This is a genomic window from Roseateles violae (assembly GCF_030410485.1).
In the GTDB taxonomy this organism is placed as follows: Bacteria; Pseudomonadota; Gammaproteobacteria; order Burkholderiales; family Burkholderiaceae_C; genus Roseateles_D; species Roseateles_D violae.
This window is the reverse complement of record NZ_JAUHHC010000003.1, coordinates 296,387-310,020: the sequence shown is the minus strand read 5'-3', so window position 1 is coordinate 310,020 and position 13,634 is coordinate 296,387. Positions and strand designations below refer to the sequence as shown.

General features: G+C 59.2%; 13 protein-coding genes. 5 read left to right on the top strand and 8 right to left on the bottom strand.

The features are described 5' to 3' along the window. Position 1: 1 nt before the first annotated feature. From QWJ38_RS11785 to QWJ38_RS11775, 3 genes are read right to left on the bottom strand one after another with little or no spacing between them, the layout of a single operon-like run. Complete coding sequence (locus QWJ38_RS11785; RefSeq protein ID WP_290359279.1) at positions 2-1,516, bottom strand: sulfatase-like hydrolase/transferase; 1,515 nt, start codon at positions 1,514-1,516, stop codon at positions 2-4. Positions 1,517-1,520: 4 nt separating this feature from the next. Next, positions 1,521-2,891, bottom strand: coding sequence for a class I SAM-dependent methyltransferase (locus QWJ38_RS11780; RefSeq protein ID WP_290359278.1), 1,371 nt, complete (start codon positions 2,889-2,891; stop codon positions 1,521-1,523). Beyond that, the gene (locus QWJ38_RS11775) at positions 2,891-3,094 is read right to left on the bottom strand and encodes a hypothetical protein (RefSeq protein ID WP_290359277.1); all 204 of its coding nucleotides are present in this window, start codon (positions 3,092-3,094) and stop codon (positions 2,891-2,893) included. The genes QWJ38_RS11780 and QWJ38_RS11775 overlap by 1 nt, the downstream gene beginning before the upstream one ends. A gap of 78 nt (positions 3,095-3,172) precedes the next feature. Here QWJ38_RS11775 and QWJ38_RS11770 point away from each other — a divergent pair, with 78 nt between their 5' ends. The 5 genes from QWJ38_RS11770 to wecB all read left to right on the top strand — a co-directional run bounded on the left by QWJ38_RS11770 (position 3,173) and on the right by wecB (position 8,754). After that, positions 3,173-4,732 (top strand): flippase, encoded by a 1,560-nt coding sequence (locus tag QWJ38_RS11770; protein ID WP_341850497.1) that lies wholly within the window; start codon positions 3,173-3,175, stop codon positions 4,730-4,732. Then, complete coding sequence (locus QWJ38_RS11765; protein WP_290359275.1) at positions 4,729-5,652, top strand: glycosyltransferase family 2 protein; 924 nt, start codon at positions 4,729-4,731, stop codon at positions 5,650-5,652. Before QWJ38_RS11770 ends, QWJ38_RS11765 begins: the two co-directional genes overlap by 4 nt. A 62-nt stretch (positions 5,653-5,714) precedes the next feature. Continuing rightward, a complete protein-coding gene (locus tag QWJ38_RS11760; RefSeq protein ID WP_290359274.1) occupies positions 5,715-6,584 on the top strand; it encodes a dTDP-4-dehydrorhamnose reductase family protein in 870 nt (289 codons plus the stop codon). A 30-nt stretch (positions 6,585-6,614) separates the two neighbouring features. Then, positions 6,615-7,625: a polysaccharide biosynthesis protein gene (locus tag QWJ38_RS11755; RefSeq protein WP_290359273.1), complete on the top strand. Its 1,011-nt coding sequence runs from the start codon at positions 6,615-6,617 to the stop codon at positions 7,623-7,625. Further along, entirely contained in the window at positions 7,618-8,754 is a 1,137-nt protein-coding gene (gene wecB / locus QWJ38_RS11750) for a non-hydrolyzing UDP-N-acetylglucosamine 2-epimerase (protein WP_434063972.1), read from the top strand. The genes QWJ38_RS11755 and wecB overlap by 8 nt, the downstream gene beginning before the upstream one ends. 1 nt (position 8,755) lies before the next feature. Here the strand turns inward: wecB and QWJ38_RS11745 are convergent, their stop codons facing one another. Genes QWJ38_RS11745 through QWJ38_RS11725 form a run of 5 tightly spaced genes read right to left on the bottom strand, consistent with a single transcriptional unit; the run spans position 8,756 to position 13,615 of the window. Beyond that, the gene (locus tag QWJ38_RS11745) at positions 8,756-9,748 is read right to left on the bottom strand and encodes a WaaS/CpsH family glycosyltransferase (RefSeq protein WP_290359271.1); all 993 of its coding nucleotides are present in this window, start codon (positions 9,746-9,748) and stop codon (positions 8,756-8,758) included. Then, the gene (locus tag QWJ38_RS11740; protein ID WP_290359270.1) at positions 9,749-10,303 is read right to left on the bottom strand and encodes a serine O-acetyltransferase; all 555 of its coding nucleotides are present in this window, start codon (positions 10,301-10,303) and stop codon (positions 9,749-9,751) included. Positions 10,304-10,338: 35 nt separating this feature from the next. Next, positions 10,339-11,364 (bottom strand): glycosyltransferase family 4 protein, encoded by a 1,026-nt coding sequence (locus QWJ38_RS11735; RefSeq protein ID WP_290359269.1) that lies wholly within the window; start codon positions 11,362-11,364, stop codon positions 10,339-10,341. Between the two features lie 59 nt (positions 11,365-11,423). Continuing rightward, on the bottom strand, positions 11,424-12,695 hold the full coding sequence (locus QWJ38_RS11730) for a hypothetical protein (RefSeq protein WP_290359268.1): 1,272 nt from the start codon (positions 12,693-12,695) through the stop codon (positions 11,424-11,426). A gap of 8 nt (positions 12,696-12,703) precedes the next feature. Then, positions 12,704-13,615 carry a glycosyltransferase family 2 protein gene (locus QWJ38_RS11725; protein WP_290359267.1) on the bottom strand — a complete coding sequence of 304 codons (912 nt, stop codon included), beginning with the start codon at positions 13,613-13,615 and terminating at the stop codon, positions 12,704-12,706. Positions 13,616-13,634 lie beyond the last annotated feature (19 nt).

Here is a 13,634-nt window from a genome sequence, read left to right as displayed (position 1 = left end):
GCTATTTGATCGGCTCGACCGGATCCTTGCGCTCGGCAAAGAATGCTGCGACCTCGGAAGGGTTGTTGATGCGGCCCTCGATCAGGGCCGGCACCAGCGCGCGCAGCGCCGTCGTACTCACTGGAACGGCGCTGCTGATACCCTGATTTGTGGCGCCGCTGAACCAGACGATGAAGGGAACGCGCTGGTCGTCGCTCTTGCCGGCGCTGCCACTGCCCGGGCCGCGCTGGCGCTCGTAGACGCTTGCCCAGAGCTCTTTCTCCCGCAACCAATGATCCGATGTCAGCACCAGGGCGCTGTCGTTGCCGGCGCGCTGCAGGGTGGTCTGCAGCTCGCTAATCAGGGTCAGCATCTGCTGCAGATTCGCGCGGTAGTCTTCGATCAGCGAGCGCGGCGTTGCGCCGGCTGCGGCTACCGGGGGGTGTGGGACGTTCAAATGCAGCCAGACCATGGTGTTGCGTGGATCCGCAGCTTCCACGATGGCTCGATTGCTCAGCTTCTGGAAAGTGCCGCTCCATTGCCGCAGGAAGTCCGAATAGGGATAGTCGAATTCCTGCTGGCGCTTGAAGGCACGCGACAGCGATGACCACCAGCCAGGAAAGAACTGCGCGGGCTCGGCATAGCAGGCCCGGGCCGTACGCACCACGGCACAGTAGTCATGGTAGAAGCCGACCACTGCATGCGGCCTCCCCGCGGATGCCAAATCGTTGAAGAGCATCGGCGTGCTGGCATCGAAACGCTCACCCTGCGTGTTGAGCAAGAAGCCGGCGCCACCGCTATCGATTTTGCCGAAGCGTCTGCCGGTGAGCATGCCCGGAATTGAACTGAGAGTACTTGGGCCGGCAGGCATGGCATGCTCAGCAAAGAAGCTCTGAGCCAGCATTCTGCGCATCGGCTCCGACGTGAATAGCTGTTCACGCTGTGAGATCTCAAAATCCCATTCGTCAAGGATGAGCACAATGGTGCGGCGTGGATTCTCCCCTTGCGGCGTATCGCTGATGACTGGGCTCGCCTGCGGCGGATACAGCATATTGAGCAAGTAGCCAGGCATGCCAGGCTGCAGTGCGAACATGACGAGTACGGTGATGCCGCAGGCAGAGGCGAGCCGCCACTGAGCCGCCGGCTTAAGCCGCCAAGCGGCAGAGATGGTGGCAACAACGCACAATCCCAGCAAGCCGGCCTTGAGAGCAGCGCTCAAAACCAGCGGCGAGGCCAACGTGCGTCTGAATATCTGAAACAGGCCAACGAAGAGCAGCAACAACAATAGTCCGCGGATTGCCGCAGACAGCCAGCGCTGCCGTCCTGGGTGGTCCAGCCACGCGCCTGCCAGCGCCATGCTGGAAACCAGCGCCAGCAGCGCCCAGCTTTCATTGGCGAAGGTCGCGGGCTGGAAGGCGACGTACAGCGAACTCGGGCTCTGGAGGATGGACTCGCTCAGTGCGATGGCGGCCAGGGATGCGAGGCTCAGCAGGGCGTAGCGAAGCGCCTGGGCTCCGGGGGAAGGCCAGTGATTCATCGTGTCAACGCCGCCGTAGGCGCAGCAAGCGGCGTTGGCTGGAGATGGGGATCTCCTGCCGCAGATCGAACCAGGGTTGGGCGGCGGCCAGAAAGTAGCTCAGATCCCAATGGTCGAACAGGGCAATATTGGGTCCGGCGATCTCGATGAAGCGTGGATCATCGCGCGGCACGAATTCGATCAGCAATGTATCGCGGCAGTAGTTTGATAAGGTCTCGAACAACTGCGGCAGCGGCAAACGCTCGGTCACGACCAGATGATGGACGACGGCCAGCATCAATACCAGATCGAAACGCTGCGCGAAGCGCTCCGGCAGGGGTAGCGTCTCGTTCAGTTGCCAGCCGGTTGCTGGCGTGGGGCGCGCCATGTCGGCGTGCAGGCATTGAATGGGAAGTCCGGCCGTGCGGCTATCGCGATGCAGCACATCCAATGCATTGAGATCATTGTCGAGCGCGACAACCTGGCGAGCACCATGCTGTGCCGCAAGCCGAGAAAATTCGCCGTTGTTGGCTCCCACGTCCAGCACGCATGCGTAGCGACCCTCGGCCACAATGCTGGCGATGGCCCTGCGTTTGGCCTCGAGCTCTGCGTCCGCATAGTGGTCGCGATTGCCGGTATAGGCGCTCCATGTGCTCAGTTGATGGCCGCTGCTCAGCCGATCGATAAAGCCCTGCAGATTGTTTAACAGCCAGGGCGTGCCGTCGCCGGCGTTGCTTGTCGGCCTATTGGCCGCGGTGCGCTGGGCTTGGCTGATCCGGCGTCGCTCCAGTCGAGCGGGCAGCCTGACATGCAGCCACATGGCCAGACTCATCTGCGAATACCAGGGGATGAAGGGGGAGATCTCTGCGGCCCGCAGCCCGTCGCGGTGCGCGAGGAACACGTCCCGAGGCATGCGACCCAGCTCGGCGACCGCGAGCAAGGGCAGGACGAAATGCCTGACGAACTGGCCATAGGCCTGCCAGCCGGGAGCATCGTCCCCTTGCCTGCGACGCAATGACAGCAGGTCACAGAACACCGGATGCTGACCGTCGAACAGCACATTGTTGGCGGCAGCGTCCTTCAGGGTCCAACCCTGCGCCCAAGCTCGTCTTTGAATGTCCAGGGTCAGCCGCGCCGCGTCCGCCAGCATGCCGGGTGTCCATTCGAAGGGATAGCTCGGCAACGCAATCCGGGGATGCTCAAGCAGCAGACCGCCGTCCGATTGGACCGCGACGCTGCTGGCGCCGATCAGCAGGCGCTCCTGTGTCAGCTGTCGGTACAGATCGCTGTCGAGCAAGGCCTCGGTTTCGGCCCGTGCGCTGACCTGAACGTGACGAAGAATCCGTTGGCCATTGTCTTCCAGGTGCCCGGCGGGGTCGCGAAAGCTCACCCGCATCAGGAACGATCGCGCTTCCAGCGCTTTTTAAGGGAGCGCCAGATTTCCTTCGGATGACGCAGGTAGTACAGCGCGCCTACTGCCGCAGCAATCAAGCCCTGGATCAGCAGGTGTGCGGAACCGCCATCGATGTATGCATATGCCGGACTTGTGGTCGCCCAAAGCACAAGGAGAACCAGGAATATGTGTCGAACGATGGACATGGCAAAAAATCTTGACGGCAAAGATGATCGTTCGGCCTGCCGGCGAGCAAGCAGTGCACAAATCGGGAAGAAGCCACGATGTTACCAGCAGCCTCCGACGGCCCGGAGACTGCCGGCCGAGTCGGGTATTGGACTTGTACAATGCGATGCGCCAACGTTTTTGCTGCGCCAAGCACGCCTTTGAAGCTCGCCCGACACACAATATTCAATCTAATTGGGCTAGGCGCACCTTTATTGCTCGCTCTGGGAGCCATCCCGGCGCTGCTGGAGGGGCTTGGGGCCGAGCGCTTTGGGCTGTTGATGCTGATCTGGGCGATTACCAGCTACTTCGGCTTGTTTGACTTGGGCCTGGGTCGGTCTCTGACGCAGCAGCTGTCTATCTTGTTCGACCAAGATCGTGATGACGAGGTCGGCCCCGCCAGTGCCACGGCACTGGCTTTGATGGCAGTTCTGGGCAGCGTTGGTGGTGTTCTGATGCTGGTGCTGGCGCCTTGGGGGGGCGGCATGCTGAAGATCAGCGCACATCCAGAGGCTGCCGTTCGCGCGGCGATGGTCATGGGGGTGGCAATGCCATTCATTGTGCTGACGGCGGGTCTGCGCGGCATGCTGGAGGCGCGTCACGCATTCTTTGCCTTGAATTGCGTTCGTCTCCCGATCGGTCTGTGGACTTTTGCAGGGCCATGGCTGGTGCTGATATTCGCCGGGCCGGATCTGGTCTGGATGGCATGGGCGCTCGCGGGGGGGCGCATCATTGGCTGTGCTGTACACGGGGGGCTTGCGTGGCATGCCGTGCCGCAGCTGCGTGGTCGCATGCTGCCTCAGCGTACCTGGTTCCGCCCCCTGTTGGTGTCCGGAGGGTGGCTGACGCTGAGCAATCTGATCAGCCCATTCATGGGCTATGTCGACCGCTTTCTGATAGGAACGACGATATCCGCGGCGGCGGTGGCGCTCTATGCCACGCCGCAAGAACTGGTCACCAAGGTATGGATTATTCCAGCGGCCATGACCTCCGTTCTCCTGCCGGCTTTCGCCGCCAAAACTGCTCGACGGGACGCGGACGGCTGGCGGATTTTCGATCGTGCGCTCGGAGTGCTTTTTCTTTGCGTGTTGCCGATCGCGGCCGGGCTCAATCTGTTTGCCATCGAATTGATGCAGGCATGGGTCGGGGAAAGTTTTGCACAAGAAATTGCACCCTTGCTGCAGATCTTCGCCATCGGTATCCTGATCAATTGCTTGGCCCACGTTCCCCTGACCTGGTTGCACGGCGCGGGGCAGTACCGCGCCCCGGCCTTGCTCTATTGCATCGAGTTGCCCATCTTTCTGGTGGTGCTATGGGGGCTGTGTACCAGCATGGGCTTGAAGGGGGCAGCACTGGCCTGGTTGATACGGATCTGTGCTGATTCTGCGGCACTGTTCTATCTGGTGTATCGCCAGCGGGGCGCTGCAATTGGCCGTGCTTTCAAGGAGGGCGGTACTGCGATACCGCTGGCGGCTGCGTTCGCGGCACTCTCGTTCGCAGGAGCTGCCATTTCTTCGACATTGATCCGTGCCGTCTGGCTGATGCTGGTATTCGCGATGGCATTTTTTATTGGGTGGCGCCTGAGCCGCTCGTCTTCTATGTCAGTGCTTCAGCCATGAAAGATCCTGTACTCGTCAGCATCGTTACTCCCGTGTACAACCAGGCCGAGTTTCTGGGAGCGACGATCGAGAGCGTGCTGGCCCAGGATTACCCTGCGCTGGAATACATCGTTATCGACGATGGATCGAGCGACGACTCGTTAGCGGTCGCTCAGCGATATGCCGACGAATACCCCGGGCGGGTGAGCGTTCATACGCAGGCCAATGCCGGGCAAGCCGCGACATTGAATCGGGGCTGGACGATGTCCCGTGGGCTGATCCTGGCGTATCTGAGTTCGGATGACTGCCTGTGCCCGAACGCAGTGAGTACCTTGGTCAAGGCGCTCGAAGACAATCCGTCGGCCGCGGTGGCCTACTGCGACTTCTGGCTGATCGATGCCAAGGGCGCGCGTTTGCGCGAAGTCCGTACCGAGAACTTCGATGAACAGCGGCTGTGCGTCGATTTGATCTGTCAACCTGGTGCAGGGGCCTTGTTCCGCCGAACGGTGTTTGAGCAGGTCGGCGGCTGGCAGGCTGGCCTGCGCCAAGTGCCCGATTTCGAGTTTTGGCTGCGTGCAGTGCGCGTGGGGCGGTTTGTGCGGGTGCCCGAATGTTTGTCGGAGTACCGCATTCATGAAGGGCAGGCATCGTTCTCCGTCATCACCTTTAAGCGGGCCGAGGAGATTGTCGGCGTGATGGAAGCGTTCTGGTCTGTGCAGTCCGGAGCGACGCATGGCGAGAGAGCGATCGCCCGGGCCTTGGCCATTGCATCGAAGCATCATGCGCAGTCAGGCCGGGTGTCTTTGGCTCTGCGTAGGTTCCTGCAGGCATTGATACGTCATCCAGCGTTGGCGCTGGATGGGGGCATCTGGCGCCAGCTGATCGTGGGCTTCGTGCGCCGCAGCTTCTATCGCATTAAGGGTTCTACACGTTTGGCCTGAGCAATGATGGCCATCCTTGTGACCGCGCGGCAGCCTGCCATCAATCGTTCGGGAGATACTTTGTGACGAAGCCGTATCGCATGCTTGTGCTCGGTGCCAGTGGAATGCTGGGCCATGCCGTGCTGCGCTGGTTTGCGCGGGATCCGCGATACAGCGTTTGCGGTGTGATGCGAGATGCCGGCGCGAAGCAGAAGCTTCAATCGGCAGCGCCGCGGGCTGAACTCATCACAGGGATCGATGTCGGGTGCGCGGACCAGTTGGCCGGTGTGATTGCGCAGGGCAAGCCGGATGTCGTCATCAATTGCGTTGGGCTTGTTAAACAATTGGCGGCAGCCGACGACCCCTTGCTTGCCTTGCCGATCAATGCGCTGTTACCTCATCGCTTGGCTGGGCTATGCCGTCTGGCGGGCGCGCGAATGATTCATGTCAGTACCGATTGCGTTTTCTCCGGCGCGGTCGGTGGCTATCGCGAGCACGATCCACCCGATGCGCGGGATCTCTATGGCCTAAGCAAGCTCATGGGCGAAGTTGATGCCGAGCATGCGGTCACGCTGCGCACATCTATCATCGGGCACGAACTGAGCAGCCAACGGGGCCTGGTAGCTTGGTTTCTTGGCCAGCAAGGCTCTGTTCAAGGCTATACCCGCGCTATCTTTTCCGGCTTGCCAACGGTCGAGCTTGCGCGTGTGATTGAGGAGCATGTATTGCCTCATTCCGGGCTGAGGGGGATTTATCATGTATCGGCGAGCCCCATCAGCAAGTTCGATCTGCTTCAATTGGTCGCCCAGGAATATGGACACTCGGTGGTCATTGAGCCCAGTGCCCGGATGGTGATTGACCGTTCGCTCAACTCGGAGAGATTCCAAGCAGCCACGGGATATTTGGCACCAGACTGGGCCGAGCTTGTGCGGCGTATGTGCGCTTTTGGCTGAAGATGGCCGATAAGAATTGAGAAAAGTCAGATGTTTGATGAAAAGGTACTGCTGATCACGGGTGGGACAGGCAGCTTCGGTAATGCTGTGCTCGATCGTTTCCTGCAATCCAATCTGGCTGAGATACGGATATTCAGCCGAGACGAGAAGAAGCAGGCGGATATGCGGGCCGCACTCAATTGCGACAAGGTTAAGTTCTACATCGGCGATGTACGGGACTATGACAGCGTGCATGACGCCTTGAGCGGCGTGGACTTCGTATTCCATGCCGCTGCCTTGAAACAGGTGCCGTCCTGCGAGTTTTACCCGATGGAGGCGGTCAAGACGAATGTCATGGGTGCCGAAAATGTCATGCGGGCCGCCATGAATCAAGGTGTCAGCCGCGTGGTGGTTCTGTCGACAGACAAGGCGGTATACCCCATCAATGCGATGGGCATGTCCAAGGCCATGATGGAAAAGGTGATGGTGGCCAAGGCCAGACTTTGCGACCCTCGCAAAACCGTTCTGTGCGCGACCCGCTATGGCAATGTGATGGCGTCCAGCGGCTCGGTGATTCCTCTGTTTCTCCAGCAATTGCGAGATGGGCAGGCCTTGACAGTGACCGACCCTCAGATGACCAGATTCCTGATGTCGCTTGAAGAGTCGGTGGATCTGGTTCTATATGCCTTTGAACATGCCAAGCCGGGCGATATTTTTGTGCAAAAGTCCAAGGCCTCAACCGTTGGAGACCTAGCCGAAGCTCTGCGGCAATTGGTCAGCGCCGAACATGAGATAAAGGTCATCGGAACTCGGCATGGCGAGAAGCTATATGAGTCCCTGGTTTCGCGCGAGGAGATGGCGCGCGCGGAAGATCTTGGCAACTACTTCCGGATACCGGCAGACTCGCGTGATTTGAATTACAACAAGTACTTCGTCGAAGGGCAGACGGGCATGTCTGCTTTCGATGACTACACCTCGCATAATACCCAGCGTCTATCCATCGAGGAAGTTAAGCAATTGGTGCTGCGGCTAGGTTTGATTGCCGAGGGTGTGCATGCTTAAGGTCCTAACCATCGTCGGTACGCGCCCAGAAATCATTCGTCTGTCGCGCATTATTGCCAAGCTTGATCAGTACTGTGAACATGTGCTGGTGCACACCGGGCAGAACTACGACTATGAGCTGAATGAAGTTTTCTTTCAGGATCTCGGTATTCGGAGGCCCGATCATTTCCTGGAGTCTGCGGGAGCGACGGCGGCGGAAACCATCTCCCTAGTCATCGCCAATGTGGACAAGGTGCTGCAAGCGGTCATGCCAGATGCGCTGCTTGTCTTGGGCGATACCAATAGCTGCTTAGCGGTGATTGCCGCCAAGCGGCGCAAGATCCCGATTTTCCATATGGAAGCGGGTAATCGTTGCTTTGACTTCCGTGTGCCGGAGGAGATCAACCGTCGCATCGTTGACCATACGGCGGATATCCACCTGACCTACAGCCAGATTGCCAAGAACTACCTGCTGCGCGAGAACCTGCCGCCAGACCAGATCATCTGCACCGGTAGCCCCATGAGGGAGGTGCTGGAATACAACCGGCCCGCGATTGAGGCTTCGCCGGTACTTGAGCGCCTCGGGCTGACCGAGGGGCAGTATTTTCTGGTGAGCGCGCACCGTGAGGAGAATGTTGACGCGCCGGAGAATCTAACCCGGCTGCTGGCGATCATCAACGAATTGGCCGAACGGTTCTCGCTGCCCGTGGTGGTGTCCACCCACCCAAGGACACGTTCGCGCTTGGATGAACTGCCCCGGGCGCGGGACGGACATCCGCTGGTGAGTTTCATGAAGCCTTTCGGCTTTCTCGACTACGTCCGCTTGCAGACCTGCGCGCGTGCGGTGCTGTCCGACAGCGGCACGATCACCGAAGAGGCATCCATCCTCAACTTCCCAGCGCTCAATTTGCGTGAGACCCATGAGCGCCCCGAAGGCTTCGAGGAAGCTGCCGTGATGATGGTGGGAATGGACAAGGAGCGGGTGCTGGATGCATTGCGCATTCTTGAACAGCAGCCGCGTGGAGCGGATCGCCTGCTGCAGCTTGTATCTGACTACGCTCCCGACAATGTTTCAGACAAAGTCTTGCGCATCATTGTCAGCTATACAGACTTCGTGAATCGCAAGGTCTGGCACAAACTCGCGACCTGAATCAGTTCAACACATCGTTGAGCCAGCCATCCAGCGAATATTTGTCCATCAGCGCTGGGGACACGGGACGGTACGGGGTTTGGCTGAAGGATGCAGGGATATCTGGCGTTTGGCTTCTGTCAATATAGAGAATATTCTGCGGGTCGAAGAAATCGTACTCGAGAATATTCCGATTTGTGGTAATCAGCTTCTTTCCCGCAGCAAGGGCTTCAAAAGTGCGCATCGTCAAGCCAGTCTGAGCCGGATGCTCAATATCCAGCACCGATCGTGAGGCCTTGAAGACTCGCTGTACCTCCGCCTTGGCCAAGGGGACATAGGCGAAATCCGTAGCGGTCGAGCCAGCGAACGACGGATTTCCCAACTTCTGGATATGGAACATCCAGGTGGATTGCAGGAATAAATACCAATAGGTGCTACTGCCCTTCGGAAGCGCCGCTGAGAGTTGACGGACTAGGCTGTACCGATCAGAGTGAGCGGTGCCTATGAAGCTGACGTCGTACTCGTATTCTCCCGTGAAGGCGGTGGCATCGACGAAATCCGGGCAGTAGAACAGGGGCCGGAACGTCATGCCGTATTGCTTGGCGTCGAGCGGGTCGAAGCTCAGGGAATGATCGAAACGCTCAAGATTGCCAAGTAGCTGGCGTTTGTTCCTGAATGAATCCCACATGTAGAGAACGAAGCGTGCGCTGGGATAGCTGCTGCGCAATGATCGGAGGAAACGAGGGGAGAGCGCTTCTCCTTGAACGACGAGGATCAGGTCGTAGTGCTGCCGGCCGAAACCCGAGAGTGCCTTTTCGTACTGACGGTCCGCATAGCCGAGTATCCAGTTCCGTCGATACCGGGTGACGGCCTTCAAGAAGGGGGATGTGAACGGCCGATCAGGGATGCAGTCGACCTCCGCACCGCGAGCTTGCAAGGCTTTACGGATCTCCAGCTCATAGCCGAAAAAATTAGGGGCGCACAGCAGTACGCGCTTGTTTTCGAGAGACTTCATCTAGGCCTGATCTGCGGTGGTTTTGACCACTCTGGCTGGGACTCCCACGGCAACCGATCCTGCGTCAATTGATTGCAGGAGCACCGCGTTGGCACCAATCAGGGAGTCGGAACCAACGACGACGCCACCCAATACCTTGGCGCCGGCGCCTATGGACACGCGATCGCCGATTCTCGGGCGCGAACTGGTATCAAAGCTCATATCCGGCGCTGCGGCACCCAATGTGACCCCTTGGAAAACGGTGACACCTTCGCCAATCTCGACTGCGCCAATGACCGTGCCTACCGTGTGCGGGAGAAACAGGCCCGGGCCAATGCTGCACCTCGCCGTGCATTCAATGCCAAACAAGATGACATTCATCCAGGTGAGAAGTCCCCCGAGCGGTCGTAACCAAGGACGCAGGTGGCAAAACCGCGACAAGCGAATGATCAGTACCGGAAAGAACCTGGGATTGAAAATGGTCAGGTGAGCGCGCCAGCCCATGGCGGACCGGCTTGATGCGGGTGAACGAAGCCGGTCGAGATCCGCGGATAGCAGTTGAGACAAGGAGGGCATGCTTCTATTTCTGGGGGAGTCGCTCGGGGATGGGCTTAGTTCCGACCGGCGTTGTGTGCCAGTGCGACTTGCTGATAGATGTCGGCATGCTGGGCTGCGCAGCGGTCCCAGGAGAACTGCGCCGCACGGGTAAGCCCGCGCTCGATGTGCATTCCTCTGATCTGCGGATCCATCAGGGACAGCAGCGCTTGAGCGATGTCGTCGGGAGTTTGAGGGCGAACGAGGATGGCTGCATCTCCGACGATCTCGGGCATGCAGGAGATGTCTGCGCAGACGACCGGGCAGCGACATTGCATGGCCTCGATCAGAGGCAGACCAAAGCCTTCGTGAATCGAAGGATAGAGCAGGCAATGCGCCGAAGCATACAGGGCAGCGAGGAGGGGGGAGTCCACGTTGCCCACGCAGTCGACAACGCCACTCAGCCCCAGTCTCTCGATATCAATCCGTTCCTGAGCGGTGAACGCCTGTCCCGTGCAGAGAAGCTTGTAATCCTGTTTCCAGAGGCCCGAGATGTGGAAGCCGGCGAGGGCATCGTCGAACCGCTTGTAACCGCTCCTGCCGCCGACATAGAGGACGAACTTGCCATGGGTATCGACGATCCGTTGCGCTTCTGGCGAACTCTTCAGTTCGCTCATTCCATGATGAATCACATGGATCGGACACCGGGCTTGCAGCTGTGGATAGACCTCCAGCAACTCTCGCTTCGTGCTTTCGGAGATGCAAATCAGCGCGTCTGCTGTGAAGTAAGAGATGCGTCGTTCAAGAATATTCACCTTGGCGCCGAAGGAGGCTTGGACGTAGCCGAGCTCATAGTTCAGATCGTGAACGGTTGATATGGCGTTGGTTTTTCGGCTGCCAAACGGCACGCGGAAATGGGACGAATGGAAGACTTGCGCCCGGCTGCCAGCCGGAATGCCGCGCCAGCGCTTGGTAGGCCTCAGGTGATGCGTACAAAAGCGAGGATCCTTGGCGATACGGGCCGTCATTTCTCGCCAATATGTGCTTGCGCCTCCAAAACTCTGGATGCTGAAAATAAGATCGTCGAAGTCAACAGAAATCATCGAGCGTTAGAGCGTGAGCAATGGGCTTGTGCGAAGCCCGATCAGTCTTGTGGCCGCAGTCAGTGGGGCACCGCTGGGCCGGATCCCTTGGCTGGACCGGTGAGCGGAATCGCCCTGACCCTGCGGTGATGGCGATGCCAGATGATCAGAGACGCTGCCAAAAGTAGCGTGGTCGGCGTGAAGTACCCTGAGCCCCGTAGCAGAAGCTCGAAGGCGTACCCGACGATGCTGCTTGCCGCCAGTGCCAGAACGATCGGCGGCCTGGCGAGGCCAAACGCTACGCGACGCAGCAAGGCCGCGGCCTGCAACGCATACCTGACATAAAAGCCCAGCAGAGCCATGCCAAAGATGCCGAACTCGCTGACCAGCTTGGACAAAGTGAAGCCGCCGTCGAGCAGGTTGAGGTAGTCCTGCATCAGGAAAAAGAGCAACTCTGCGGCTGGCGCGTTGGTGCCGAATACGCCCAGTTGCTGAAAGCCACGGCCGAAACCACGAGTTGCTTCAAGAGACTCGACCAGCAGCTGCCAGCCCTGAAAATAAACCAGGTTGGACAAGTTCTGCGAGTCGCCACTGAAATCCAGTCTGTCCAGGTAATAGGTCAGATCGGCGCCTAGCACGGCGGGAACCACGATACAGGCCACCAGGGCCAAGTGCCAAATGCGCAGACACAGCACGGCCGTGACAATACAGATGGCCACCAGCGTGACGTTCTGAAGCAGCGCCGTGATCAGCAAGGCGGCCCCCAAGCAGCAGATGCGGGTGCTTGGCTTGGAGATGACGCAGGTGAAAATAAGAATTGGCGCTGCAAACAAAGCCAGATGCGAGGGTTCCGTGAACGGGAAGGCAGACTTTCCCCAGGTTTGGGTATCGGGCTGCAGCCACTTGAGGATTCCCAATGTGGCGACAACGCCCAATGCGAAAAGACTCTTGCGCGTGCCGGCGCGAATCTGCGTATCGCTGGTGCCGGTGAGCAGTATCGCAACCGAAACGGCACCCGCCGAACCAATTGCCAGCATGATCATGGAGCCGAAGGCGCGCGCAAAGTCCACAGCGCCGAGGGCCCGCGCTAGGAGCAGGTGTACCGACAATGCAGCACACGAAATCAGAAGATAGCGGGTAAAGGAGCGCAAAGGGAAGCGCTCCAGCCGCCGATGGCTTTGCTGCATCGCGAACGCAATGCAAGCCGCCAGCAGCGTTCCAATCGATAGAGATGTCGTGGCGCCGACATACATCAGAAGCGAGGGCAGCATGGCAATGCACATCAGCAATGGCGTGATGGCATAGCCCGGGCGCCGAGCCGGTACATTGCGGGAGGGCAGTCCGACGGGCACGCTTGAACTCATGTCTTCGGCACGCGCATCCGAAATCCGTCGGCCACGCCGGACCAGCCCTTGCGCGCCAATGCATGCTGCAAAAAGCAGAGTTGTGGCAAGCGGGTGATCAGGAAATAACTGATCGCCACGAGCTTCTGCAAGCCCCGGAGGTTCTTGCGTATCAAGTAGATCCGGTTTCGATTGGTGTAGTAAACGCTGAACGGCGAGCGGTCGCCGCCGGTCGATGAGCTGACCTTGTGTAAAACAACAGCGCCCGGTGCGAAGCGAATTCGCCCGCCCAGCGTCTTCATGCGCAAGACAAAATCTGTATCGTCGTAGTAGACGAAGTACTGTTCGTCCATGCGTCCGACGTCGTCGAATATCCGGGCGTCCAGCAGCATGAAGCAGGTCGGTGCATAGCCGACATGCGCCAGGTGATCAAATTGCCCCCGGTCTGTCTGCTTTATCCCGTAATGCGGCGTGCGCATCGTCCAGGCGTTGATCGTGCCGCCGCCATACCAAAGCTTGTGAGGCTCGTCGTGGTACATGATCTTGGGCGTGACTGCACGTTCCTGGCCATCGGCCAACGCATCCAGCAGGCGCTGCAAGGTATCGGCGCCAAAGGCGGTGTCGTTGTTGGCCAGCAGCACATGGCTGCAGCCATCGGCCAGGGCCATCTCGATGCCTTGGTTATTACCCTTGGCGACCCCTGCGTTGGAGTTGTTGAAAAGCAGGCGCACATCGATGCCGTGCCGCTCGGCCAGTAGGCGAGCCAGTTTTGTGCCCGAGTCGGTGGCGCTGTTGTCGATCACATACAGGCGAAAGCTTGGTCCCTGCTGTGCCGCAAGGCTGGCAAAAAAGTCGGGCAGCACGTCGTCGCTGTTGTACAGGACCGTGACGATGCCGATCAGGGGCTCGGAGGCGTTTGGGAGGCTCATTGAGTGGATTTTCGTCTGA

Excerpts from the sequence above, each read along its gene's own strand:
- QWJ38_RS11745 (WP_290359271.1), bottom strand. The coding sequence starts at position 9,748 with ATGAAGTCTCTCGAAAACAAGCGCGTACTGCTGTGCGCCCCTAATTTT.
- wecB (WP_434063972.1), top strand. The coding sequence starts at position 7,618 with ATGCTTAAGGTCCTAACCATCGTCGGTACGCGCCCAGAAATCATTCGT.
- QWJ38_RS11735 (WP_290359269.1), bottom strand. The coding sequence starts at position 11,364 with ATGATTTCTGTTGACTTCGACGATCTTATTTTCAGCATCCAGAGTTTT.
- QWJ38_RS11755 (WP_290359273.1), top strand. The coding sequence starts at position 6,615 with ATGTTTGATGAAAAGGTACTGCTGATCACGGGTGGGACAGGCAGCTTC.
- QWJ38_RS11780 (WP_290359278.1), bottom strand. The coding sequence starts at position 2,891 with ATGCGGGTGAGCTTTCGCGACCCCGCCGGGCACCTGGAAGACAATGGC.
- QWJ38_RS11770 (WP_341850497.1), top strand. The coding sequence starts at position 3,173 with ATGTTACCAGCAGCCTCCGACGGCCCGGAGACTGCCGGCCGAGTCGGG.
- QWJ38_RS11740 (WP_290359270.1), bottom strand. The coding sequence starts at position 10,303 with ATGCCCTCCTTGTCTCAACTGCTATCCGCGGATCTCGACCGGCTTCGT.
- QWJ38_RS11765 (WP_290359275.1), top strand. The coding sequence starts at position 4,729 with ATGAAAGATCCTGTACTCGTCAGCATCGTTACTCCCGTGTACAACCAG.
- QWJ38_RS11725 (WP_290359267.1), bottom strand. The coding sequence starts at position 13,615 with ATGAGCCTCCCAAACGCCTCCGAGCCCCTGATCGGCATCGTCACGGTC.
- QWJ38_RS11775 (WP_290359277.1), bottom strand. The coding sequence starts at position 3,094 with ATGTCCATCGTTCGACACATATTCCTGGTTCTCCTTGTGCTTTGGGCG.
- QWJ38_RS11785 (WP_290359279.1), bottom strand. The coding sequence starts at position 1,516 with ATGAATCACTGGCCTTCCCCCGGAGCCCAGGCGCTTCGCTACGCCCTG.